We start from the raw sequence: 19,738 nt of genomic DNA, 5'->3' as shown, positions 1-19,738 counted from the left end.
GGTTCAAGGAGGAGCCGCATGTACCCAGGTGTCCACGCCGCCACCACGCCCGACAAACCGGCCCTGATCATGGCCGGTTCGGGCGAGGTGCTGACCTATCGGGAACTCGACGACCGCTCGCTGCGCTTGGCCAACTCGCTGCGGGAGGCCGGACTGACCAAGGGCGACGTGGTCGCCGTGCTCTCCGACAACAACCTGCACGCCTACGAGGTGTACTGGGCCGCGGTGCGCTCGGGCATGTACGTCTGCGCGGTCAACAACCACCTGCAGCCCGACGAGGTCGCCTACATCGTCAACGACTCCGGCGCGAGCGCGATGGTCGTCTCGGCGGGGCTGGGCGAGCTGCCCGAGCAGGTCGCCGAGCTCACGCCCGGGGTTCGGCTGCGGCTCGCCTACAGCGGCGCGGTGCCCGGCTACGACGACTACGAGAAGGCGCTGTCGGCCGCCTCCACCGAGGTCCCGGCCGTGCAGCCGTGCGGCGCGGATCTGCTGTACTCCTCGGGCACGACCGGCCGCCCCAAGGGCATCCGGCCCGATCTGCCCGACCGGCAGGTCCACGAGCCGGGCAACATCCTGGTCGACCTGCTGCGCGGTTTCTACGGCTTCGGCGAGGACACCGTCTACCTCTCGCCCGCGCCGGTCTACCACGCCGCGCCGCTGCGCTACTGCGCGACGGTGCACGCTATCGGTGGGACCGTGGTGATGATGGAGCGCTTCGACCCCGAGGAGGCGTTGCGCGCCATCGAGCGCTACCAGGTCACCCACAGCCAGTGGGTGCCGACGATGTTCGTGCGGATGCTCAAGCTCGACGAGGCGACCCGCACCCGCTACGACCTGTCCAGCCACCGCACCGCCGTGCACGCCGCCGCGCCCTGCCCGGTCGAGGTCAAGCACGCGATGATCGAGTGGTGGGGCCCGATCCTGCAGGAGTACTACTCCTCCACCGAGGGCATCGGCATGACGATGATCGATTCCACCCAGTGGCTGGACAAGCCCGGTTCGGTGGGGCGGCCGGTGCTGGGCGTGGTCCGGGTCTGCGACGAGGAGGGCACCGAGCTGCCCGCCGGCGAGGTCGGCACCGTGTTCTTCGAACGCGAGGAGATCGAGTTCGAGTACCTCGGCGATCCGGGCAAGACCCGCTCGGTCAAGCACCCCGAGCACCTCAACTGGGCCACGATGGGCGATCTCGGCTACATCGACGAGGACGGGTTCCTGTTCCTCACCGACCGCAAGGCTTTCATGATCATCTCCGGCGGGGTGAACATCTACCCGCAGGAGGTCGAGGACGTGCTGGCCCTGCACCCCTCGATCCTCGACGTGGCGGTCTTCGGCGTTCCCGACCCCGAGATGGGCGAGGCGGTCAAGGCCGTCGTGCAGCCCGCGCCGGGCGCGGAACCCGGTCCGGAGCTGGAACGGCAGATCATCGAGCACGCCCGCGAGCGGGTGGCGCACTACAAGGTTCCGCGCAGCGTCGACTTCGTCGACGACATGCCGCGCACACCGACCGGAAAACTCGTCAAGGGCAAGCTCAAAGCCCGCTACACCCGATGAATTGAGAGGATGACCCGTGGATCGACGTTGGGGCATCAGCGTTCCGCTGCCCGAGCTCTCGCTGCCCGAGCAGCGCGAGCTCATCGCCGAACTGCCCGACCTCGGCTACACCGACGTGTGGTCGTCCGAGGCCAACGGCGCTGATGCGTTCACCCCGCTGGCGCTGGCCTCGACCTGGGCGCCGCAGCTGCGGCTGGGCACGGCGATCGTGCCGGTCTACACCCGCGGTCCGGCGACCTTGGCGATGAGCGCGGCCACCCTCGCCGCCGCGGCCCCCGGCCGCTTCGCACTGGGCGTCGGGACGTCGTCGAACGTCATCGTCGAGCGCTGGAACGGGATCCCCTTCGACGAGCCGTACAAGCGGGTGCGCGACACCGTGCGGTTCCTGCGGCAGGCGCTGCGCGGGGAGAAGGTCACCGAGTCCTACGACACCTTCGAGGTCAAGGGCTTCACGGCCGGACTGGTGGCCGACCCCGTGCCACCGGTGCTGGTGGCGGCGCTGCGCCCCGGGATGCTCAAGCTGGCCGGGCGCGAGGCCGACGGAGCGATCATCAACTGGCTCTCGCCGGACGACGTCCGCACGGTCGTGCCCCACGTCCAGCAGGGCGGTCCGGACAAGGAGGTCGTGGCCCGCATCTTCGTGATGCCCGACATCGACCCGGACACCGCTCGGGGCCTGGCCCGCAGGCACATCGCCGCGTACATGAACGTCCCGGTCTACCGGGCGTTCCACGAGTGGCTGGGCCGCGACGAGTTCACGCCGATGTGGCAGGCGTGGGACTCCGGCGACCGCAAGGCCGCGCTCGCGGCGATCCCGGACGGCGTCGTCGACGACCTGGTGGTGCACGGACCGGCCGAGTACTGCCGGGAACGCGTCCAGCAGTACGTCGACAACGGTGTGACAACACCGGCGATCGCGCTGGTGGCTCCGGGCGACCCCACGGCGGCCGTTCGGGCGCTGGGCCTGAAGTAGACCGCCGGTGGCCGCTGCGTCAGCTCAGGGCGGCGGGCTGCTGGTCCAGCCCGCCGCTCAGGTGCGCGGTGTCGTTGAAGCGCCGCACGATCCAGCGGCCGCCGCTGACCACGATCTGGGAGATCGAACCGTTGCTCGCGCCCAGGAACGCGAGCGGGAGGCTGCCGCTGGCGATGGACATGACCTCACCGATCACCCCGCCGTGCGTGAACACCGCGATGCGCTGATCGGGGTGGGCGGCGGCGAGCCGCTCGATGGCTCCGGTGACCCGCTCGCGCAACGCCTCGGAGGTTTCGGCGCCGGGGATGACGTCCCACCGGCCCTCGGCGTGCATCCGCTGGATGATCGGGTCGTTCTGGGCGACCTTCTGGCGGAACAGCCCGCCCTCGAACTCGCCGAGGTGCACCTCCCGGAGGTCCTTCTCGACACGGGGTGCGAGTCCGAGCCGGGCGGCCAGGGGCGCGGCGGTCTCGGCCGTGCGCCGCAGGGTGGTCACGTAGAGGGCGTCGAGCGGCTCGGCGGCGAGCCGTCGTCCGACGTGCTCGGCGTGCTCCCGGCCGGCCGGTGCCAGTTCGGGATCGCCCTGGCCGTCGACGAGGTCGAAGGGCCTTCCGGGCACGGCGGGGGCGGATTCGCCGTGCCGGACCAACAGGATGTCGGTGGCCCCGGCGGGCGGTGCGAACGCGGACTGCCGGTACTCGACCTCGGACATGCTGCCCCGCTTTCTGCGATTCCTGGTGCACGCCGGACTTTTCCACTGCGCAAGCCCGTTTTCAAACCCGCGAATTGGATGGTGCGATGACTTACACCGAGATCGGCTACGAGGTCTCCGAGCGGATCGCCACGATCACCTTGAACCGGCCGCAGAAGCTCAACGCGTTCACGCACGTGATGCGCGGTGAGATCATCGCGGCCCTCGACGAGGCCGAGGCCGACGACGACGTGCGCGCGGTCATCGTCACCGGCGCCGGTCGCGCGTTCTGCGCGGGAGCGGACCTGAGCGCGGGCGAGGACACCTTCAACAGCCGGTCCAACGGCGTGCGAGCCGCGGCGCACCGCGAACTCGGCGAGGTCGACGGCGTGCCGCGCGACGGCGGTGGCACCGTGGCGCTGCGCCTGGCGGCCATGCGCAAGCCGACGGTCGGCGCGATCAACGGGGCCGCGGTCGGCGTCGGGGCCACGATGACGCTGCCGATGGACATCCGCATCGCCGCCGAGAGCGCCCGGTTCGGGTTCGTCTTCACCCGTCGCGGTCTGCTGCCCGAAGCGGCCTCGTCCTGGTTCCTGCCGCGGGTGGTGGGCATCTCGCAGGCGATGGAGTGGGCCGCCACCGGGCGGATCTTCGACTCCGCGGAGGCGTTGACCGGCCGGCTGGTGTCCCGCGTGGTCGCCGATGACGAGCTGCTCGAAACGGCGCGATCGATCTGCCGGGAGATCGTCGAGAACACCTCGGCCGTGTCGGTGGCCGTGGCCCGGCAGCTGCTGTGGGGCATGCTCTCGGCCGACTCGCCGTGGGAGGCGCACCGCCTGGATTCCAAGGGGATCAACGTGCTCGGTGCCGGGGCCGATGCGGCCGAGGGCGTCGGTTCGTTCCTGGCCAAGCGTCCGCCGGAGTTCCCCCTCCGGGTGAGCGAGGACTACCCCGACTTCATGCCGGAGTGGCCCGCTCGCCCGGAGGGGGTCTGACGCCGCCCTGGACCCTGATGTGGAGTTGTCAAGCAGCATGTCGCCGGGGTGACCGGCCATCTGAGGATCGGTGCGCCGGAGCGCGTTCGGGCGTCATCGGGTGCCGGGCGGTGGCTCTCGGGCCACCGCCCGGCTGCGGTGTTCGCGGAAGTCGATGGGGATGACAAGCGAATAGTGCTCATCAGCAGGAGGTTTCGCGGAGAGCGGTCGCGAAGGCGCGGAAAGGCGTTGGCGGAAAGGGGAGTCGAGGGGCGGGTGGTCGCGGTGTTCCGGTGTCGAACGCATGTGTCAATGGTGCACGTCGGCCTTCGAAAAGGCGAGCGAACAGCCGCTACACGATCAGGTGATCAACGTCGAAACAGGCTGCAAGACAACACCATCAAGCGACCACTGTGGATGAATCCAGTGGTCACAGCCCTGCGAGAAGGCTCGTTCCGAGCGACACCATCATCACCGCGATCGCCCCGTCCAACACGCGCCAGGACGAGGGGCGTGCGAAGAAGCCCGTCAGCAGGCGGGCTCCGAAGCCGAGCGCGACGAACCACACGCAGCTGGCCGCCAGCGCGCCCGCTCCGAACTCCCACCGCATGGCTCCGTACCCGGCGGCCACCGACCCGATGAGCAGGATCGTCTCCAGGTAGGTCTGCGGGTTCAACCACGTCATGGCCAGGCAGGTCAGCGCCGCGCGACGCCTCGACCCGGTCTCGCCGGTCCCGGCGTCGAGCGCCGCCGACGGGCGCAGCGCCCGCCTGGCGGCGAGGAGCCCGTAGGCGAGCAGGAAGCAGCCGCCCGCCACCGTGCAGAGGGTCAGCAGCAGCGGCGACCGGGCCACCAGGGTGCCGAACCCGCCCACTCCCAGGGCGATCAGGGCGACGTCCGAGGCGATGCAGATCGCCACCACCAGCAGCACCGCGTGCCTGCGCAGGCCTTGGCGCAGCACGAAGGCGTTCTGGGCGCCGATCGAGACGATCAGGGACATGCAGGTCGCGAAACCCGCCGACATCGGGAGCAGGGAGTTGGCCATGCCACCGACGCTAGGGAGGAGGCGCAGGACAGTACAGCTAATGATTCTTAACTACCATTAGGAGACGTGAACCTCGATCTGCCCCTGGAGCACGTGCGGACGCTGCTGGCCGTGGTCGACGGCGGCACCTTGGACGCCGCGGCGGCCGCGCTGCACGTGACGCCGTCGGCCGTCAGCCAGCGCGTGAAAGCGCTGGAGCAGCGCACCGGACGGGTCCTGCTGATCCGCAGCAAACCGGTGCAGCTCACCGAGTCCGGACAGGTCGTGGTCCGGTTCGCGCGGCAGCTGGCGCGGATGGAGCAGGACGTCGGAGCCGAGCTCGGCATGTCCGGCAGCGGCGCCCCGAACACCCTGCCCATCGCGGTCAACGCGGACTCGCTGAGCACCTGGTTCGTCCCCGCGCTGGCCGGTGTTCCCGACGAGCTCGGGATCTGCTTCGAACTGCACCGGGCCGACGAGGGGCACACCACGACCCTCCTCCGCGAGGGGCGCGTGATGGCGGCGGTGACCTCGACGCCCGATCCCGTGCAGGGCTGTTCGGTGCGCAGGCTCGGGCACATGCGGTACCTCGCCTGCGCGGCACCGCGCCATCAGGAGCGGCGCACGCTCAAGCAGGTGCTCGACGAGGTCCCGGTGCTGATCTTCGACCAGCACGACGACCTGCAGGACGCCTTCGCCCGCAAGGTCACCCGGGGCCGAGAGGCGGGCGGTGCCCGGCACTTCGTGCCCTCCTCGGAGGGCTTCGTCGAGGCCATCGTGGTCGGCCTCGGCTGGGGGATGGTGCCGCGCGTGCAGGCCGAACCGCTGCTGCGATCCGGCGCGCTGGTCGACATCGCACCGGGCCGGGGTGTGGACGTCCCGCTGTTCTGGCAGCAGTGGAAGCTCGACTCACCCGCGCTGGCCGCGGTCGCGCACGCCGTGCAGGACGCCGCAGCGCGCGATCTGGACCCACGTTCCTAACAGCTCCTAGGCCGGGTCGGTGAACTTCGGGGGGCGCTTCTCCAGGTTCGCCGAGATCGCTTCGAGCTGGTTCGGGGTGCCGATGAGGGAGTGGATCGCGACCTGCTCGGCCTCGAAGCCCTCGTCGAGCGACACCCGACCGGCCAGGTCCAGCAGGCGCTTGGACTCGCGGATAGCTTCCGGGCTCTTGCCCGCGATCTCGCGCGCGAGCGCGAGCGCGGCCGCGTGCGGATCGGTCTCCACGCGGGTGGCCAGGCGCAGGGCCGCGGCCTCCTCGCCCTCGACGACGCGGCCCGTGAACGTCAGCTCCTTGGCCACGTCGCGCCCCACGAGTTCCGGGAGCACCTGGGTTCCGGTCATGTCGGGGTTGATGCCCCACTTGATCTCCAGCACCGACAGCCGGGCGTCGGGGGCGACCAGCCTGATGTCGGCGCCGAGCGCGATCTGCAGGCCGCCGCCGAAGGCCACGCCGTGCACCGCGGCGATCACCGGCTGCGGCATCAGCGTCCAGATGTGCACCGCCTGCTGCGCGAGGGCCTTGGCCGGTCCGCCGGTCTCCAGGCGCGGCGGAGCCGTGCCGTCCGCCATCTCGCCGAACACGCTGAAGTCCAGGCCGGCGCAGAACCCGCGCCCCTCGCCCGAGAGCACGACCGCGCGCACCCCGGAGTCCCCGCTCAGCCGCTCACCGGTGGCGACCAGCTCCTCGAACATCGCCAGGTCCAGGGCGTTGAGCTTGTCGGGGCGGTTCAGCCGCACGTCGGCCACGCCATCGGTGATGGTGCAGCTGATCCGCTCTGCTGTCGACACGGGGTTTCCTCCAGGAAGGTCGTGAAAACCGCGCGCAGCAGCGGGAAACCGTGCGCGGCGGCGCCTTAGCGAACGTTAAGGGCCGTGCCCGGTGCAGTCAAGATCGGGCCCCGGTCGCACGGTTGTGCTCGTCGCCTCACTGTGCCTAGCGTCACCGAGGAGTTCGCCGACCCCGGATGAGGTGGGATCTATGGCCAGGCCGATTCGAATCGCAGGGTTCTCGGGTTATCTGGGGGACCGGCGCAGCGCGCTCGACGAGGCGATGGCCGGCGATCCGGTCGACGTGCTCATCGGTGACTACCTCGCCGAGTTCACCCTGGCGATGCTCTCCGCGCGGCACCGCAGCGACCCCTCGCGGGGTTACGTCGAGTACTTCTTGACGCAGCTCGAACCGCACCTGTCGGCGATCGCCGAGCGCGGGGTGCGCGTGGTGGTCAACGCGGGCGGGTTCAACCCCGCCGGGTTGGCCGAGGCCACCCGCGCGCTCGTCGCGGAGGCCGGAGCGGACCTGCGCGTCGCCCACGTCGAGGGCGACAACGTGCTGCCGCGGCTGGCGGAGTTGCAGGCCGGTGGTCACGACCTGACGAGCATGGACACCGGTGAGCCCCTCGAATCGTGGCGGGGGAGCCCGGTCGCGGCCAACGCCTACCTCGGCGGTTGGGGCATCACCGCGGCGCTGCGGGCCGGGGCCGACATCGTGGTGTGCGGGCGGGTCACCGACGCCTCGCTGACCGCCGGGCCCGCCGCGTGGTGGCACGAGTGGTCCGGCACGGACTTCGACCGGCTGGCCGCGTCCGTGGTCGCCGGGCACATCATCGAGTGCGGACCGCACGCCACCGGCGGCAACTTCTCCGGGTTCACCGCGATCCCCGGTGTGGTGGCACCGGGTTTCCCGATCGCCGAGATCGCCGACGACGGCACCACCGTCATCACCAAGCACGCCGCCGACGGAGGCGCGGTCACCACCGACACCGTGACGGCCCAGCTGGTCTACGAGATCCAGGGCCCGCGCTACCTCAACCCCGACGTCACCGCGCACCTCGACGACCTGCGGCTGCGGCAGATCGGGCCGGACCGGGTGGAGCTGTCGGGAGCGACCGGGTCGCCGCCTCCGCCCACCACGAAGGTCGCCCTGTTCGCGCCGATCGGGCACCAGATCGTCACCGCGCTCTACGTCACCGGGCTCGACGTCGATGCCAAGGTCGCGCTGATCCGCGAGCAGGCCGAGGCCCTGCTGGCCGGCGCCGAGGCCGAACTGGACGTCTCCGCGCTCGGCACGGTCGCCGAGGACCCGCAGCGGCAGTGGGACGCCACCGCCCAGGTGCGGATCATGGCCACCGCGTCCGAGCGAGAACCGCTGCAGCGCTTGGTTTCCGGGATCGGCGAGCTGTACCTGTCCAGCGTTCCGGGGTTCTTCACCGATACCGCGGCCCGGCAGGCGGCGACGCCCAGCACCCGCGTCGAGTACTGGCCGGCGCTGCTCGACATGGCCGCCGTCGAGCACGTCGCGGTGCTCGACGACGGGACCCGGATCGACGTGGAACCGCCCGCGACGACGGAAGAGCCGTTCCAGCCCGCGCATCCCGAACCGCCCGCGCGCGAATCGGGCGACACGCGGCGGGTTCCGCTGGGACGTCTCGCGCACGCCCGGTCCGGCGACAAGGGCGGCAACAGCAACGTCGGGCTGTGGGTGTCGGACCCGGCGGCCTGGCCGTGGTTGCGGAGCCTGCTCACCACCGAGGAGCTGCGCAGGCTGATGCCCGAGGCCAAGGACCTGGAGATCGTCCGCCACGAGTTCCCGAACCTGCGCGCCGTGCACTTCGTGCTGCGGGGACTGCTCGGGACCGGCGGGTCCAGCAACCTGCGCGTGGACCCGATCGGCAAGGCCGTCGGGGAGTTCCTGCGCGCGCGGCACGTCGACGTCCCGGTGGAGTTGCTGTGATCCGGGCGGGAAACGCGATGGCGTCCGGCTGAGAGCGTGCGCTAATATGCGTACACCGCACGCAATAGGGGATTGCGCTGCGACGGGGTCGGGGCGGTTCGGCGGCATCGGCTGGGGGTGATGCCGCCGAACCGGATCTCGCGGAGTACCGGTGAACACGCGCAACGGCGGGAGCGCAACCCGTTCGGCGTAACCTCTACGCGCGACGAAGACGCCTACGTCGAGCACGAGGTGGACCGCGATGAGCGATCGAGACGTCCAGTCCAGCGGGGTGCAGCTGCTCTGGGGCGCCACCAGCCGGGCACCGCGCGGGCCGAAACCCACCCTCAGCCTCCAGCGCATCGTGGACGAGGCGGTGCGGCTCGCCGACGCCGAGGGCCTGGAAGCGCTGTCGATGCAACGCCTCGCCGCCGAGCTCGGCGCCGGCACCATGTCGCTCTACCGCTACGTGCCGAGCAAGGACGACCTGATCTGCCTCATGCTCGACACCGCGATCGGGGCGCCGCCGGAGATCGGCAGGCGCACCGGGTGGCGCAGCGCGATGGAGACGTGGGCGCGCGCCAACGTGAGCGTCTTCGAACAGCATCCGTGGGCGCTGACGCTGGTGACCAGGCCGCGCGTGATGGGCCCGAACGAGGTCGCTTACCTGGAGGCCGGGCTGGCGGCGCTGCGCGGAACCGGGCTCGACCCCGCCGAGATGCTCAACACCGTGCTGCTGGTCAACGGATTCGTGCGCGGCAGCGCACCGTTCGTGCCGGAGCGCTCCGGGGAGGCGAAGATGGTCAGCGCCGAGATGCTGGTCGACTTCGGTCAGCAGGAGCGCTTCCCGACCGTCGTCGAGGTGCTGAGCGCGATGGCCGAACGCCGTCCCCGCAAATCCGACGTCCCGTTCGAGTACGGGCTGCGCCGGGTGCTCGACGGCATCGCCGCCCGCATCGACTCGATCGAGCGCCGTTCGTGAGGTTCAGCGCGGGGCGGGGAGCACGGCGCCGGGGGAGTGGGGCGCCGGGTGGTCGCGGTGGGCGTCCAGGATGGAGATGGCGGTGGCGGTCTCGCCCTTCCTCAGGGCATCGATGAGCATCCGGTGCTCGCTCACCAGCCTTCGCCGGGCGGTCCGGTCGTAGAGGTGGACCGAGCGGTAGGGCTCGGTCATCTTCCATATTCGCTCGATCTCGTCGACGATCAGGTCCAGCCCCGAACTGCGGAAGATCACGAAGTGGAAGTCGTGGTTGAGCTCGGTCATCCGCAGCACGTCGGTGGCCTCCGCCGCGGCCTCGATGCCCCGGTTGAGCTCGTCGAGCTCGATCAGCCGGGCGTCGCTGAGCCGCGAGATCCGGCGCAGCACCGTGGATTCCAGCGCAGCGCGCATCAGGTAGGACTGCTGCAGCTCGTCGGCCGACAACCGGGTCACCGTGTAGCCCACGTTCGGCCGGTGGCGCACGACGCCCTCGGCCTCCAGCGACTTGAGCGCCTCCCGGATCGGCACCCGGCTCACGCCCAGCCGCTCGGCCAGCGCCTCCTGCCGCAACGGCTGTCCTGGAAGCAGTTCCTGACTGCGCATCATTCGCCGGATCTGGTCGACGGCCCGCCCCACCGAAGTTCCCGCCATTGCACACGCTCCGCGCTCGACTGGATCGGTGGCCGGATCGTAACGCACCGTGTTCACGGGCCTACGCGGCGCTGCCCGTTCCGTCGTCCATGCGTGGGCGATGCGCGGCGGCTATCGTGCGTCTCGTTATGTCCACCCCCTCGGAGCCGGGCGGCGAGGCCGCCGCGCCCTGGCAGCCGCTGTTCGAACAGGCGGCCGCAGCCATGGCGATCCTCGACTTGCAGGGCAAGTACCTGCACGTCAACGCCGCCTTCTGCCGAATGCTGGGGTATCGGAGCGATGAGCTGATCGGGCACGACTACCGCAGCGTCACGCACCCGGACGACATCGACCCCGACGGGCCGCAGGAGGCGGACGAGCCGCTGGAGAAGCGCTACATCCGCTCGGACGGCACCGTGATCTGGGCGCTGGTGTCGCGAACCTTCATCCGCGACGAGCACGGCGAGCCCGTCAGCTTCCTGTCCCAGAGCCAGGACATCACCCGTCGCCGCGAGGCCGAACTGCTGTGGCAGCGCAGCTTCGCCAACGCTCCGATCGGCATGGCCCTGCTGAGCCTCAAGGGGCGCTGGACCGAGGTCAACGACACGCTCTGCGAGATGCTCGGCTACTCCCGCGAAGAGCTGATCGGCATGCACTTCAGCGACATCACCTTCGAGGAGGAGGACGACCGGGGACCGGCGCTGCTGGATGACCTGGTCCACGGTGTCGTGGAGAGCGTCAGCATCGAGAAGCGGTACCGGCACAAGCACGGCCACCCGATCTGGATGCTGATCCGCGCCACCGCGGTGCCCGATGCCAGCGGTGAGCCCGCGTTCGTGGTCAGCCAGTACGACGACGTGGGCGAACGCCGCGTCGCCGATGCCCACCTGGCGCAGCTGGCGCTGCACGATCCGCTCACCGGACTGGCCAACCGCACGCTGCTGGCCGACCTGATGGACCTGGGCCTCAAGCGGCTCGCCCGAGGCGACGAGATGATGGTGGTCGTGGTCGCCGACCTCGACGAGCTCAAGCCGTTCAACGACCGCTACGGCCACCTGGTCGGCGACAAGATCATCGTCGCGGCCGCCGAAGCGCTGCAGAACGCCGTGCGGAGCGGCGACGCGGTGGCTCGCGTCGGTGGCGACGAGTTCGTGGTGATGACGATCGTCGAGGACGCGGCCGAGGCCGCCTCGTTGCGAGACCGCATCGAGCAGCGCCTCAACACCTGGGTGACCATCGGCGACCGGACCCTGCCGCTGCGCACCAGCGTCGGCCACGCCATCACCACCGACCCGCGGGTCGGCCGCGAACAACTCCTGCACGCCGCCGACCAGGACATGTACGAGCGCAAGCGCAACAGGGGCGCGGCCCGCGACTAGGAAGGCGAGTGCCCTCAGGGCTGCAGCAGCTCGTCGAGGGCGGGTTCGATGGCCCGGTGGAAGGTCGGGTACGCGAAGATCATCTCGGCGAGGAGCGCGATCGGGACCTCGGCGTGCACCGCGACGGCCAGCGCGCCGAGGATCTCGCCGCCCGACGGTCCCGCGACCGTCGCGCCCACCAGCACTCCGCGATCGCCGTCGGCGACGAGCTTGATCAGGCCCTCGTTGCCCACCTTGTGGATGAAACCCCTGGTGGAGACCGGGAGCTGGGACACCGCCGTGCGGACCCGGTCGTGCTCGGCCAGCGCCTGGGTCTCGGTGAGGCCGACCGTCGCGACCTCCGGGTCGGTGAAGGTCACCGACGGCATCGCCCGGTAGTCGGCCGGGGCGCCGGGCAACCCGAGGACGTCGGCCGCGGCGATCCGCGACTGGTAGACCGAGGTGTGGGTGAAGGCGCCGTGGCCGGTCACGTCGCCGATCGCCCAAACGCCCTCGGCTGCCCGCATCCGCGAGTCGACCTCGATGGTGCGCGCCGCGTCGTCGAGCCCGACCGCCGCCACGCCCAGCGCGCGCAGGTCGGTGCGCCTGCCGGTGGCGACCAGCAGACGCTCGGCCTCGAACTCCTCGCCGTCGGTGGTCACGCGGAAGCCCGCGGTCTCGTCGTGGCTGACCTGCCGCACGGTGCTGCCGACCCGCACGTGCACGCCCTCGGCCAGCAGCCGGTCGGTGACGACCTCGGCGGCCTCGGGCTCGGCGAGCGGCAGCAGCTGCGGCCGGGCCTCCAGCACCGTCACCTCGCAGCCGAAGCGGGCGAAGACCTGCGCGAACTCCAGGCCCACGGGTCCGCCGCCCAGCACGATCAGCGAGTCCGGGAGCTGCTCGATCGACACGACCTCGCGGTTGGTCCAGTACGGCGTGCCGGCCAGGCCCTCGATCGGCGGGATCGCCGGTTCGGTGCCCGGGTTGAGCACGATGCCGCGCCGGGCGCGCAGCACCTGATCGCCGACGGTGACCTCCCCGGGGGCGGTGATGCGGCCGACGCCGCGCACCAGCCTGCCGCCGGTGGCTTCGAACCGGCGGACCGCGATCTCGTCGTTCCACCCGGTCGTGGCCTCGTCGCGGATCCGGGTGGCCACCGGGGACCAGTCGGGCCGGACCGTCGCCGAGCCCGCCAGCTGCGGCACCCGGCGCGCTTCGCCGAGGGCGTCGGCGGCCCGGACCATGATCTTGGTCGGGATGCACGCGTAGTACGGGCACTCGCCGCCGACCAGCCGCGATTCGACTCCGACCACCGACAACCCGGCCCGGCCGAGCCGGGCGGCCACGTCCTCGCCGCCCGGACCCATCCCGACCACCACGACATCGACCTCATCGGCCACCTGGCCCACCCCCGTCTGCGGTGTCCCGTTCTCGTTCCCACCGCACCACCCGAGGCGCTGGTGCGCTAGCCGAGCGCGGCGCGCAGCACCGCGAAGAGCTCGCGCATCGCCTCCGCCGCCACCGGGATCTGCTCGGAGTCCGGGGCGAAACCGTGGAACAGGCCGGGGCAGTGCTGGGTGGAGGTCGGCACGCCTGCCTCCTTGAGCCGCTCGGCGTATCGGCGGCCCTCGGTGCGCAGCGGATCCATGCCGACGGTGAGCACGTGCGCGGGCGGCAGGCCGGTGAGGTCGTCGGCGCGCAGCGGGGAGGCGTGCGGGTGGTCGCGGACTTCCAGGTCCGGGGCGTACTCGTCCCAGAACCACATCATGTGCTGCTTGGTGAGCATGCAGTCCAGGCTGCTGTCCACGTAGGACTCGGTGGTGAAGTCGTGGTCGGTGATCGGGTAGATCAGCAGCTGGAAGGCCAGGTCCGGGGTTCCGCGCTCCTGGCACTGCAGAGCGGTGACCGCGGCGAGGTTGCCGCCGGCGCTGTCACCGGCCACGACGAGCCTGGTGGCGTCGCCGCCCAGCTCGGCCGCGTGCTCGGCCGCCCACACCGTGGCGGAGTAGGCGTCCTCGACGGCGGCGGGGTAGCGGTGCTCGGGGGCGAGCCGGTAGTCGACCGAGATCACGATCGCCTCGGCGGCGTTGGCCATCGTGCGCGCCAAGCCGTCGTGGGAGTCCAGGTCGCCGAGCACCCAGCCGCCGCCGTGGAAGTAGACGATCATCGGCAGCGCGGTCGCGGTGCTCGGCCAGTGGATCCGCACCGGCACCTCCACGCCGTAGGAACCCGGGATCAGCCGGTCCTCGGTGCGCTCGACCTCCGGGCGCGGCCGTCGCGAGCTGCGCGCGGCGGAGAGCCTGCGGGCGGTCGCGGCATCGGTGACCTCACCGCCGAGATCGGGGAACTGCTCCCGGGCTCGTGCGACGAACGGTTCGGCTTCCGGGTGCAGCGGCATGTGTGTTCCTCCACGGGCGGGCTCGACCGGACGGGTGGTCCGGCCTGAGATGTAATCCGACCCGGACCCCGCTGGGCATCGGCCAGTTGAGCGATCGTTTTCCCGCATCATGAGAGCGGGTGATGGTGTGGCAGATCACAGTTTTCCCGGTCAACTGTCCGTAGCGTCCGTTCATCCGCCGGTTGCACCATCGATACAGGTGCTCCTGCCTGCGCGGGAATCCGGAACTGGATCGTTCCGTGCGGGGGCTCGCGCACGGTGACCGACAAGATCGACTCCGTGATCGCGACCACTCCACTACCTGTATCGTTCGCCACGGGACGAACGTTGCCTGCAATTGAAGGGGAACGGATCAATTGGGCGCGACGAACGGACACCGGACGAACGGGACCCGCAAGCTGAACCGGGTCGTGATTCGCTTCGCCGGTGACTCCGGTGACGGAATGCAGCTGACCGGCGATCGGTTCACCTCGGAGGCCGCGGCCTTCGGGAACGACCTGGCCACGCTGCCGAACTTCCCGGCCGAGATCCGGGCCCCCGCCGGCACGCTGCCGGGGGTGTCGAGCTTCCAGCTGCACTTCGCCGACTACGACATCCTCACGCCCGGTGATCGGCCGGACGTGCTGGTGGCGATGAACCCGGCGGCGTTGAAGGCCAACCTCGGCGACCTCCCGCATGGTGGGATCCTGATCGTCAACACCGATGAGTTCACCAAGCGCAACCTGACCAAGGTCGGCTACGACGCGGACCCCCTGGAGGGCGAGGTCCTCGACGACCTATACGCCGTGCACCGGGTGCAGATGGGCACCCTGACCCAGGGCGCGCTGGCCGAGACCGGGCTGGGCAAGAAGGACGCCGAGCGCTGCAAGAACATGTTCGCGCTCGGGTTGCTCTCGTGGATGTACCACCGGCCGACCGAGGGCACCGAGAACTTCCTGCGGGAGAAGTTCGCGAAGAAACCCGAGATCGCCGAGGCCAACGTGCTCGCCTTCCGGGCCGGCTGGAACTACGGCGAGACGACCGAGTCGTTCGCCGTCACCTACGAGGTCGCCCCGGCCAAGCTGCCCGAGGGCACCTACCGGCAGATCACCGGCAACACCGCGCTCGCGTACGGGATCGTCGCGGCCGGTCAGCGCAGCAGGCTTCCGGTGTTCCTGGGCACCTACCCGATCACCCCGGCCTCGGACGTGCTCCACGAGCTGGCCAAGCACAAGAACTTCGGCGTCACCACCTTCCAGGCCGAGGACGAGATCGCCGGTGTCGGTGCGGCGCTGGGCGCCTCCTTCGGCGGCTCGCTGGGCGTGACGACCACGTCCGGTCCCGGTCTGGCGCTGAAGTCGGAGACCATCGGCCTGGGCGTGGCGCTGGAGCTGCCGCTGCTGGTGTGCGACATCCAGCGGGGTGGCCCGTCGACGGGTCTGCCGACCAAGACCGAGCAGGCCGACCTGCTGCAGGCGCTCTACGGCCGCAACGGCGAGTCGCCGGTGCCGGTGCTGGCGCCCTGCTCTCCCGCGGACTGCTTCGAGATCGCGCTGGACGCGGCCCGGATCGCGTTGCAGTACCGGACCCCGGTGCTGCTGCTGTCGGACGGGGCGATCGCCAACGGCTCCGAGCCGTGGCTGATCCCGGACGTGGCGAACCTGCCGGACCTGAGCGTGGAGTTCGCGACCGAACCCAACGCCACCGACGGCTCCGGCGAGTTCTGGCCCTACGTGCGCGACGAGGAGACCCTCGCCCGCGAGTGGGCCGTGCCGGGAACGCCCGGGCTGGAGCACCGGGTCGGCGGTCTGGAGAAGGCCGACGGCAAGGGCAACATCTCCTACGACCCGGACAACCACGACCACATGACCCGGTTGCGGCAGCGCAAGATCGACGGCATCAGCGTCCCGGACATCACCGTCGACGACCCCTCGGGCGAGGCGAAGGTGCTGGTGCTGGGCTGGGGCTCGTCGTTCGGCCCGATCGGCGCGGCCTGCCGCCGGGTGCGCGCGCAGGGGCTCCAGGTCGCCAGCGCCCACCTGCGCCACCTCAACCCGATGCCCGCCAACCTCGGTGAGGTGCTGCGCGGCTACGACAAGGTCATCGTGCCCGAGATGAACCTCGGCCAGCTGGCGATGCTGCTGCGCGCCCGCTACCTCGTCGACGTGCAGTCCTACACCAAGGTCGCCGGCCTGCCCTTCCAGGCCGAAGAACTCCAGAACGTGCTCAACGACGTCGTGCAGGGGGTGTCCGCGTGACCGCCACCGAGCTGGGAATGCCGTCTCTCGGCGGGCTGGCCGGGGTGCCGGCCGCTGATGCGCCGCAGAAGGCCAAGGACTTCAAGTCCGATCAGGAGGTGCGCTGGTGCCCGGGGTGCGGCGACTACGTCGTGCTCAACGCGGTCCAGAGCTTCCTGCCCTCGTTGGGGCTCAAGCGGGAGAACATCGTGTTCGTCTCGGGCATCGGGTGTTCCTCCCGGTTCCCGTACTACATGAACACCTACGGGATGCACTCCATCCACGGACGCGCCCCGGCCATCGCGACCGGTCTGGCGACCTCGCGGCCGGACCTGTCGGTGTGGGTGGTCACCGGTGACGGCGACGCGCTGTCGATCGGCGGCAACCACCTCATCCACGCGCTGCGCCGCAACGTGAACCTGAAGATCCTGCTGTTCAACAACCGGATCTACGGGCTGACCAAGGGCCAGTACTCGCCGACCAGCGAGGTCGGCAAGGTCACCAAGTCCACCCCGGCCGGTTCGCTGGACCACCCGTTCAACCCGGTCTCGCTGGCGTTGGGCGCCGAGGCGTCGTTCGTGGCGCGGGTGATCGACTCCGATCGCGCCAACGTCACCGCCACGCTCAAGGCCGCCGCCGAGCACCGGGGCAGCGCGCTGGTCGAGATCTACCAGAACTGCCCGATCTTCAACGACGGCGCCTTCGACGTCCTCAAGGACAACGACGAGAAGGAACGCCGCATCGTCACCCTGCAGCACGGCGAGCCGATCACCTTCGGGCCCGAGGACGAGCAGTACGGCGTCGTGCAGGGGCCCGAGGGGCTGCGCGTGGCCAAGCTGTCCGAAGTGGACTCGGGGCAGGTCGTGGTGCACGACGCCGAGCGGGAGGACCCGTCGCTGGCCTTCGCGCTCTCGCGGCTGGGCGGTCAGGACCTCAACCCGGCCATCACCGGCATCTTCCGCAACACGACCCGGCCCACCTACGACGACCTCGCCCGCGAGCAGGTCGCCCAGGCCGAGCAGGCCAAGCCCGCAGACCTGCAGAAGCTTCTCACCGGAAACGACACCTGGACGATCTGATCGCCGTCCGGAGCCCCACCGCCGGGTGCGGTGGGGCTCTCGTCGTTCCCGGGATCAGCGCTCGTCGAGGAAGAACCAGGACGCGACGGCGGCTGCGAGCAGGATGACGGCCCCGGCTCCCGCTGCGAGGGAGAGTCCGTCGACGAACGCGGCGCGGGCGGCGTCGAGTAGCGCTCCGGCGGACTCCGGCGTCAGCCGCGGCGCGGCGTCCACCGCGCCGCCGAGGGATTCGCGGGCGGAACCGGGAGTGCCGGGCGGTGCCGGGAAGGCCCGGTAGGCACCGGTGACGATCGAGCCCAGCACGGCGATGCCCAGCGCGGCTCCGAGCTCGTGGGCCATCTCCGACACCGCTGAGGCCGCGCCCGCCTGATCCGGGTGCACGGTGGAGAGGATGACATCGGCGGTCACGGTGAAGGCCATGCCCGCGCCGAAGCCGACGATCAGCAGCAGCGAGCCCAGGAACGGGTACCCGGTGTCTCGGCTCACCGCGGTCAGCACGGCCAGCGACAGCCCGACCGCCGCGAGTCCACCGGCGACCGCCACCCGCACCGACATCGCCCGGGCGGCGCGGCCCGCGAGCAGTCCGCCCACCACGGCGCCGAGGACGGCGGGGAGCTCGGCCAGCCCGGCCTCCAGCGGTCCGCGCCCCTGCACCAGCTGGAAGAACTGGGACAGGAAGTAGGTGAGACCGGCGAGGCCGAGGATGGCCATGAGGTCCGCGAGCACCGCACCGCTGAACGCGCGATCGGCGAACAGCCGCATGTTCAGCAGCGGCCGCTCCAGCACCAGCTGTCGGCGGACGAACCCGGCCAGTCCCGCGGCGCCGATCACCGCCGCGGCGAGCGCGCCCCAGGAGGGACCGTGCGCGGTGATCTCCTTGATCGCGTAGACGACTCCGAGCATCCCGGACATGGACAGGCCGACGCTGATCAGGTCCCACGGGCCTGGGTTCGGGTCGCGGGATTCGGGCAGCGTGACGATGCCGACCAGGACGAGGACCGCCATCACCGGCACGTTGATCAGGAACACCGAACCCCACCAGAAGTGCTCCAGCAGGACTCCGCCGAGCACCGGGCCGACGGCCATGCCACCTGAGCCCGCCGCGCCCCAGATGCCGATCGCGAGGCTGCGTTCGCGCGGATCCTCGAAGAGGTTGCGGATCAGCGCGAGGGTCGCCGGCATGAGGGTCGCCCCGGCGATGCCGAGCAGAGCCCGGGCCACGATCATCAGCTCGGCGGTCGGGGCGAAGGCGTTGAGCACCGAGACCAGGCCGAAAGCGGTCGCGCCCACCAGCAGCAGGCGCTTGCGCCCGATGCGGTCGCCGAGGCTGCCCATCGACACCAGCAGGCCCGCCAGCACGAACGAGTAGACGTCGCCGATCCAGAGCAGCTGCGTGCCCGAGGGGCGCAACTCCGCGCTGATGTAGGGCGTGGCCAGGCCGAGGACCGTCGCGTCGACGGTCACCAGCAGCACGGCCAGCGCCAAGGCGCTCAGCGCGATCCAGCGGCCTGGTCGCGCCACCGGGTGCGGGGGATGGAGCGTCGGGGTCATGATCCCTGCTTCCGGGCTCCGCCGAGCAGCAGCTCGGAGACCATGAAGGTGAAGTCCTTGCGCGCCAGGCGACCGTCGGTGATCGCCCAAGCAGCCGACCCGAGCAGGCCGTAGAGGGCTTCGGTGAGCCACGCGGGGCTCAGGTCGATCCGGAGATCGCCGCGCTGCTGGCCGAGCCGGAAGAACTCGGTCAGCCGGGCGTCGATGCGATCCCATCCCTCGTGGTGGTGCTCGGGTTCGAAGAGCTGGCTCTCGCAGTACAGGAAGTTGATCAGATCCGCCGAAGGCGCGAGTTCCTGGATGCCTCGCCGGAGCGCCTCCTCGGTAGAGCCGTCCTCCAGCCGAGCGGCGTCCAGCGCCTCCTCGCAGCGGGCGATCCCGAGCTCCTGGAGCGCGAGCACGAGCGCATCACGTCCCGCGAAGTGCCGGTTCAGCGTCGCCCGACTGATCCCGGCGGCCCGCGCCACCTCGTCCATCGGTGCGGTGCTCCTGCGTGCCAGCAACGACGCAGCGGCGTTCAAGATCTGATTCCGGTCGACAGCCATGAGTCAACGCTACCTCATATGAGACAGGGCTGTCTCATATGAGGCATGTTGGGAACTGTC

Annotated in this window: 17 protein-coding genes; 9 read left to right on the top strand and 8 right to left on the bottom strand. The window is 70.7% G+C overall.

What is annotated here, in order from left to right; translation table 11 throughout:
- The first annotated feature begins 18 nt into the window (after nucleotides 1-18).
- Nucleotides 19-1,551: an acyl-CoA synthetase gene (locus tag QFW96_RS26810; protein ID WP_281458514.1), complete on the top strand. Its 1,533-nt coding sequence runs from the start codon at nucleotides 19-21 to the stop codon at nucleotides 1,549-1,551.
- A gap of 16 nt (nucleotides 1,552-1,567) precedes the next feature.
- On the top strand, nucleotides 1,568-2,524 hold the full coding sequence (locus QFW96_RS26805) for an LLM class F420-dependent oxidoreductase (protein WP_281458513.1): 957 nt from the start codon (nucleotides 1,568-1,570) through the stop codon (nucleotides 2,522-2,524).
- 19 nt (nucleotides 2,525-2,543) lie between these two features.
- Here QFW96_RS26805 and QFW96_RS26800 read toward each other — a convergent pair whose 3' ends face one another.
- The gene (locus tag QFW96_RS26800; RefSeq protein WP_281458512.1) at nucleotides 2,544-3,236 is read right to left on the bottom strand and encodes a histidine phosphatase family protein; all 693 of its coding nucleotides are present in this window, start codon (nucleotides 3,234-3,236) and stop codon (nucleotides 2,544-2,546) included.
- A gap of 86 nt (nucleotides 3,237-3,322) precedes the next feature.
- Between QFW96_RS26800 and QFW96_RS26795 the strand changes: the two genes are divergently transcribed.
- The gene (locus tag QFW96_RS26795) at nucleotides 3,323-4,210 is read left to right on the top strand and encodes a crotonase/enoyl-CoA hydratase family protein (RefSeq protein WP_281458511.1); all 888 of its coding nucleotides are present in this window, start codon (nucleotides 3,323-3,325) and stop codon (nucleotides 4,208-4,210) included.
- A gap of 409 nt (nucleotides 4,211-4,619) precedes the next feature.
- Here QFW96_RS26795 and QFW96_RS26790 read toward each other — a convergent pair whose 3' ends face one another.
- Entirely contained in the window at nucleotides 4,620-5,234 is a 615-nt protein-coding gene (locus QFW96_RS26790; protein ID WP_281458510.1) for a LysE/ArgO family amino acid transporter, read from the bottom strand.
- A gap of 66 nt (nucleotides 5,235-5,300) precedes the next feature.
- On the opposite strand from QFW96_RS26790, the gene QFW96_RS26785 reads away from it, so the two are divergent.
- Nucleotides 5,301-6,194 carry a LysR family transcriptional regulator ArgP gene (locus tag QFW96_RS26785; protein WP_281458509.1) on the top strand — a complete coding sequence of 298 codons (894 nt, stop codon included), beginning with the start codon at nucleotides 5,301-5,303 and terminating at the stop codon, nucleotides 6,192-6,194.
- 6 nt (nucleotides 6,195-6,200) lie between these two features.
- Here the strand turns inward: QFW96_RS26785 and QFW96_RS26780 are convergent, their stop codons facing one another.
- The gene (locus tag QFW96_RS26780; RefSeq protein WP_281458508.1) at nucleotides 6,201-7,001 is read right to left on the bottom strand and encodes a crotonase/enoyl-CoA hydratase family protein; all 801 of its coding nucleotides are present in this window, start codon (nucleotides 6,999-7,001) and stop codon (nucleotides 6,201-6,203) included.
- A gap of 190 nt (nucleotides 7,002-7,191) precedes the next feature.
- On the opposite strand from QFW96_RS26780, the gene QFW96_RS26775 reads away from it, so the two are divergent.
- Together QFW96_RS26775 and QFW96_RS26770 are read left to right on the top strand one after the other, a co-directional pair.
- Nucleotides 7,192-8,943, top strand: coding sequence for an acyclic terpene utilization AtuA family protein (locus QFW96_RS26775; protein ID WP_281458507.1), 1,752 nt, complete (start codon nucleotides 7,192-7,194; stop codon nucleotides 8,941-8,943).
- A 241-nt stretch (nucleotides 8,944-9,184) separates the two neighbouring features.
- The gene (locus QFW96_RS26770; protein WP_281458506.1) at nucleotides 9,185-9,904 is read left to right on the top strand and encodes a TetR/AcrR family transcriptional regulator; all 720 of its coding nucleotides are present in this window, start codon (nucleotides 9,185-9,187) and stop codon (nucleotides 9,902-9,904) included.
- Nucleotides 9,905-9,907: 3 nt separating this feature from the next.
- On the opposite strand, the gene QFW96_RS26765 is transcribed toward QFW96_RS26770, so the two are convergent.
- Nucleotides 9,908-10,552 (bottom strand): GntR family transcriptional regulator, encoded by a 645-nt coding sequence (locus QFW96_RS26765; RefSeq protein ID WP_281458505.1) that lies wholly within the window; start codon nucleotides 10,550-10,552, stop codon nucleotides 9,908-9,910.
- Between the two features lie 128 nt (nucleotides 10,553-10,680).
- On the opposite strand from QFW96_RS26765, the gene QFW96_RS26760 reads away from it, so the two are divergent.
- Nucleotides 10,681-11,910 (top strand): sensor domain-containing diguanylate cyclase, encoded by a 1,230-nt coding sequence (locus QFW96_RS26760; RefSeq protein ID WP_281458504.1) that lies wholly within the window; start codon nucleotides 10,681-10,683, stop codon nucleotides 11,908-11,910.
- 14 nt (nucleotides 11,911-11,924) lie between these two features.
- Here QFW96_RS26760 and QFW96_RS26755 read toward each other — a convergent pair whose 3' ends face one another.
- Together QFW96_RS26755 and QFW96_RS26750 are read right to left on the bottom strand one after the other, a co-directional pair.
- The gene (locus tag QFW96_RS26755) at nucleotides 11,925-13,289 is read right to left on the bottom strand and encodes a dihydrolipoyl dehydrogenase family protein (protein WP_281458503.1); all 1,365 of its coding nucleotides are present in this window, start codon (nucleotides 13,287-13,289) and stop codon (nucleotides 11,925-11,927) included.
- Between the two features lie 65 nt (nucleotides 13,290-13,354).
- Nucleotides 13,355-14,287 (bottom strand): alpha/beta hydrolase, encoded by a 933-nt coding sequence (locus QFW96_RS26750; RefSeq protein WP_281458502.1) that lies wholly within the window; start codon nucleotides 14,285-14,287, stop codon nucleotides 13,355-13,357.
- Nucleotides 14,288-14,643: 356 nt separating this feature from the next.
- On the opposite strand from QFW96_RS26750, the gene QFW96_RS26745 reads away from it, so the two are divergent.
- Both QFW96_RS26745 and QFW96_RS26740 read left to right on the top strand, forming a co-directional pair.
- Nucleotides 14,644-16,524 carry a 2-oxoacid:acceptor oxidoreductase subunit alpha gene (locus QFW96_RS26745; protein ID WP_281458501.1) on the top strand — a complete coding sequence of 627 codons (1,881 nt, stop codon included), beginning with the start codon at nucleotides 14,644-14,646 and terminating at the stop codon, nucleotides 16,522-16,524.
- Complete coding sequence (locus QFW96_RS26740) at nucleotides 16,521-17,582, top strand: 2-oxoacid:ferredoxin oxidoreductase subunit beta (protein ID WP_281458500.1); 1,062 nt, start codon at nucleotides 16,521-16,523, stop codon at nucleotides 17,580-17,582. Before QFW96_RS26745 ends, QFW96_RS26740 begins: the two co-directional genes overlap by 4 nt.
- 54 nt (nucleotides 17,583-17,636) lie before the next feature.
- On the opposite strand, the gene QFW96_RS26735 is transcribed toward QFW96_RS26740, so the two are convergent.
- Nucleotides 17,637-19,133, bottom strand: coding sequence for an MFS transporter (locus tag QFW96_RS26735; protein WP_281458499.1), 1,497 nt, complete (start codon nucleotides 19,131-19,133; stop codon nucleotides 17,637-17,639).
- Entirely contained in the window at nucleotides 19,130-19,678 is a 549-nt protein-coding gene (locus QFW96_RS26730) for a TetR/AcrR family transcriptional regulator (RefSeq protein WP_281458498.1), read from the bottom strand. Before QFW96_RS26730 ends, QFW96_RS26735 begins: the two co-directional genes overlap by 4 nt.
- Nucleotides 19,679-19,738 lie beyond the last annotated feature (60 nt).

This window comes from Saccharopolyspora ipomoeae (assembly GCF_029952525.1).
Taxonomy (GTDB): domain Bacteria; phylum Actinomycetota; class Actinomycetes; order Mycobacteriales; family Pseudonocardiaceae; genus Saccharopolyspora; species Saccharopolyspora ipomoeae.
This window is presented reverse-complemented; position numbering and strand designations above follow the sequence as displayed.

Bases quoted from the DNA above. Each gene is read 5' to 3' on its own strand.
- QFW96_RS26810 (WP_281458514.1), top strand. From the start codon at position 19: ATGTACCCAGGTGTCCACGCCGCCACCACGCCCGACAAACCGGCCCTG.
- QFW96_RS26800 (WP_281458512.1), bottom strand. From the start codon at position 3,236: ATGTCCGAGGTCGAGTACCGGCAGTCCGCGTTCGCACCGCCCGCCGGG.
- QFW96_RS26795 (WP_281458511.1), top strand. From the start codon at position 3,323: ATGACTTACACCGAGATCGGCTACGAGGTCTCCGAGCGGATCGCCACG.
- QFW96_RS26790 (WP_281458510.1), bottom strand. From the start codon at position 5,234: ATGGCCAACTCCCTGCTCCCGATGTCGGCGGGTTTCGCGACCTGCATG.
- QFW96_RS26775 (WP_281458507.1), top strand. From the start codon at position 7,192: ATGGCCAGGCCGATTCGAATCGCAGGGTTCTCGGGTTATCTGGGGGAC.
- QFW96_RS26770 (WP_281458506.1), top strand. From the start codon at position 9,185: ATGAGCGATCGAGACGTCCAGTCCAGCGGGGTGCAGCTGCTCTGGGGC.
- QFW96_RS26765 (WP_281458505.1), bottom strand. From the start codon at position 10,552: ATGGCGGGAACTTCGGTGGGGCGGGCCGTCGACCAGATCCGGCGAATG.
- QFW96_RS26760 (WP_281458504.1), top strand. From the start codon at position 10,681: ATGTCCACCCCCTCGGAGCCGGGCGGCGAGGCCGCCGCGCCCTGGCAG.
- QFW96_RS26750 (WP_281458502.1), bottom strand. From the start codon at position 14,287: ATGCCGCTGCACCCGGAAGCCGAACCGTTCGTCGCACGAGCCCGGGAG.
- QFW96_RS26735 (WP_281458499.1), bottom strand. From the start codon at position 19,133: ATGACCCCGACGCTCCATCCCCCGCACCCGGTGGCGCGACCAGGCCGC.
- QFW96_RS26730 (WP_281458498.1), bottom strand. From the start codon at position 19,678: ATGGCTGTCGACCGGAATCAGATCTTGAACGCCGCTGCGTCGTTGCTG.